This is a genomic window from uncultured Gimesia sp. (genome assembly GCF_963972345.1).
Taxonomy (GTDB): domain Bacteria; phylum Planctomycetota; class Planctomycetia; order Planctomycetales; family Planctomycetaceae; genus Gimesia.
The window spans coordinates 1-2,854 of record NZ_CAXAVM010000349.1; the positions used below are offsets into that span (position 1 = coordinate 1).

Here is a 2,854-nt window from a genome sequence, read left to right on the forward strand (position 1 = left end):
TAATACTTCTTTTTGCCCTGTCAGGCCGAACCAGTTCCACATCTGCCGCAGGTTGTGATCACCGTATCCGTAAAAGTGCGGTTGACCAACTGTATGCTTCAGCAACCAGTCAGAGGCATGGGAGAAGTCACGCACGCAGAAGAATAGATCGGTATAAACCTGGACAACTTCCGGTGTGCATTTACAGAACCCTGCAATCTCGGAGTCAGACTGCCCACATAGAATCCTCGCCTCCAGTTCTGCACGCCTCAATCCGTCTTCCTGAAATAACTGGCAGGAAGTATGAATCTCGGGAAATTGCGACGTATCCCCGGTTTTGAGGTAGGTTAATACATCCCGGGTTATCTGGTCCTCAGGTATTTCGGCGCGTTCTGGTTCATTGAAAAGCTGTTCTGCGACTTCCCACCTCCAGCAGGGACGGGTAAACGGATCAATTTTTGCTGTCGCGTTTGTCATAATCATCTTAGACTCCTTTCTAAGTTTGAGGTCGAATTCACGAATTAATTATTCGACTTGAATACGATCAAGTCAGATTATATGTCACTGGGAATGTGCTAATCAGACGTTGTCACGTATCAGGCACCTGCCTGTCCCTCGAAGGGGATCCGCCAACTCGAATATGTCCTGGATGTACTGTGGCGTTCAGAGACACTTCTGGCCGACCAGGAAGGAGCATGAAGCTGACCGCCTGGAGCAGGGACGAGGTGACCAGGAAGGGCCTATCTGCAGCGGCACTGGCACGATCCTTCAGGTTCTGATGTGCTTGCCGTTATACCGGTCATAGTATTCCTGCAGACGCCGTCTCTGGTCGCTCAGTTCCGCCTCTGCGGGCTTATGACCACGTCCGACCTTATTCCTTCGATATTTTCCCGCCATTACCGTGGTTGCGGTAATGATACTTCTGGTTGCCGTTCTTCGGATCTCACCTCATAAGTTTCTCCTGGAATATGTATGCACTACAAGTTTTGGGATTCCCCAGTATTGACCTGGGAGACAGGGCAACATGGGGGGCGTATAGCTTAAATTCTGGTTGCCTTCTGTAAGTCCAGTATTTGAAGAATGTTCTCTATCTCTTCTGTCGGAGATTCTTTAATGGGCAGATTACAATACCAGACGGCGGCCGTCACTTTCAGACCTGAAGTCAAGACACCGTAAGCAACTTTGATCTGGGTCTGATAGTCTTGGGATTGGTCAGGCACTTATTACTTCGTAAAGTGCAAACCCTCATTGTATGACAGGTGAGCAAGACCAGATAGATGACCTCTTTTAAGGGAAGCGTTTCAGAGCCCTGTTTATTAGAGAAAAGTAGCCGGGTATAGGTTTCAAAATATTTTTCGATTATTTTCTGAATACCAACTTGAGATAAAAAATGTTGTTTTTACCGGGGAGCAAACAAACCAGATCTGCTTGTTTGTGGAATTAAATTCGCCTCTGTGCCGCGAGATCGATATTGCCCGCTTAACTGTTCTGAAGTTATTCTAAGTAGAAGCCGGGATGTAACAGACTTTACCAAGGTGTCCAGATGGCTAAACAGAATGTGTGAGTTCGCCCCGGTTCTTCAGGAACCTTTGGGGGGCTTGAAGTTTTTGACGATGTTGTGAGCTTGTTGCATTACAACATTGCGACAAAATTCCGCCATGGACTCATTTTTCATCGCGGCCGCCATTCGCAGAATATGTTGTTCTTTGTCTGTAATGAAAAATTTAGTCTGTTTTTTGGTGTCGACTATTTTTTTGGCCATGGAAGTCTCCTTTTTGTCAAAAGCATGAGCCTGAAGAAGCCGTCAGATTTGCAGTAGATTTATTGTTACGATGTACCCAATGGTACCATAGTGATGAATAGGGCTTTAATTCTAAATAGCGTTATTTAGATCTAAGGACCTAAAATGTATTTTGTCCCTATAGTGGACAATGGGGATGGCCAGCCAATCCACCCAACTGTTTTATTACTTGCAGTCTGAGGCAGGCTATGACTTCAATGAATGGGATATCGTTCTTCTCCCTGACGCAAAGAGTGTTGTTCGGGAAGGTTTTTACGATTCCATGGACACTTTTGCGAAAAAATGCTGTCGGGGGTGATAGTGCTTGTGCTTATCGTTGTTACAGTTTCGTATTGGATGATGTCGCACTGGACCGAAATGAATGTTTTCGGTTACAGGTCATGGGTTGATGTTCTTCGTCAAATAGTGGGATTCCTCTAGCACCGCATCACGACAGAACTCAGCCATCGTTGTATCCATGAACGTTGCAGCCAATCAGATGATTCGGTACTCACCTGCTGTGATGTGGAATTTGATCTGACGTTTCGAGTTATCTGTATTTTTCATCATTTATGAACCTTTCCCGGATTTGACTGTAGCACGACTCTCCCGGGGAGTTTCAAAAAAATTCCCCTTGACGTATTGAAGTGGAGGGCGGTAGGTTCGAGTAAACGGTGTGCACCAGATGTTGATTCGAGACTCCAAAAGTACTTTTGCGATCTGGTTGTAGATCAAGGAACATACAGATGTCACAAACAGCAAAAATCGATATTTACCATGGAAGATCCAGGCTGGCTCCTTCCATAGACAGAAATCTGCTTAAAGACCTTATCGAGTTTCCAGCTAAAGAGTTCAGCTGCAAAGGCAACGGGGTGATTCGTGAGGATACTACCGATACCCGATTATGGCGAGAGTGTTCATCCGGGCAAACCATCGTTCTAACCGGATTGGTACCGGCTATATTGGAGCGCCTCAATCAGTCAGGTGTTGAGGTTGAGGTGATCGAACATCGTCGCTTCCCAAAACGTCAAATATTGTCTCAGACTGTATTGAGGAATTCCTCAGGTGATGAGCGAGAGTTTCTGCTTGCTATAA

General features: G+C 45.9%; 3 protein-coding genes. 1 reads left to right on the forward strand and 2 read right to left on the reverse strand.

All coding sequences use genetic code 11. From position 1 onward, the window contains the following. Both AACZ40_RS28890 and AACZ40_RS28895 read right to left on the reverse strand, forming a co-directional pair. A partial coding sequence (locus AACZ40_RS28890) for a hypothetical protein (RefSeq protein WP_339677135.1) occupies positions 1–462 on the reverse strand: 462 nt, incomplete at its 3' end. A 1,096-nt stretch (positions 463–1,558) separates the two neighbouring features. Further along, positions 1,559–1,741 (reverse strand): hypothetical protein, encoded by a 183-nt coding sequence (locus AACZ40_RS28895; protein ID WP_291166764.1) that lies wholly within the window; start codon positions 1,739–1,741, stop codon positions 1,559–1,561. 764 nt (positions 1,742–2,505) lie between these two features. On the opposite strand from AACZ40_RS28895, the gene AACZ40_RS28900 reads away from it, so the two are divergent. Further along, positions 2,506–2,854, forward strand: a 349-nt coding sequence (locus AACZ40_RS28900) for a hypothetical protein (protein WP_339677138.1), incomplete at its 3' end; no start/stop codon positions are given.

Excerpts from the sequence above, each read along its gene's own strand:
- AACZ40_RS28895 (WP_291166764.1), bottom strand. The coding sequence starts at position 1,741 with ATGGCCAAAAAAATAGTCGACACCAAAAAACAGACTAAATTTTTCATT.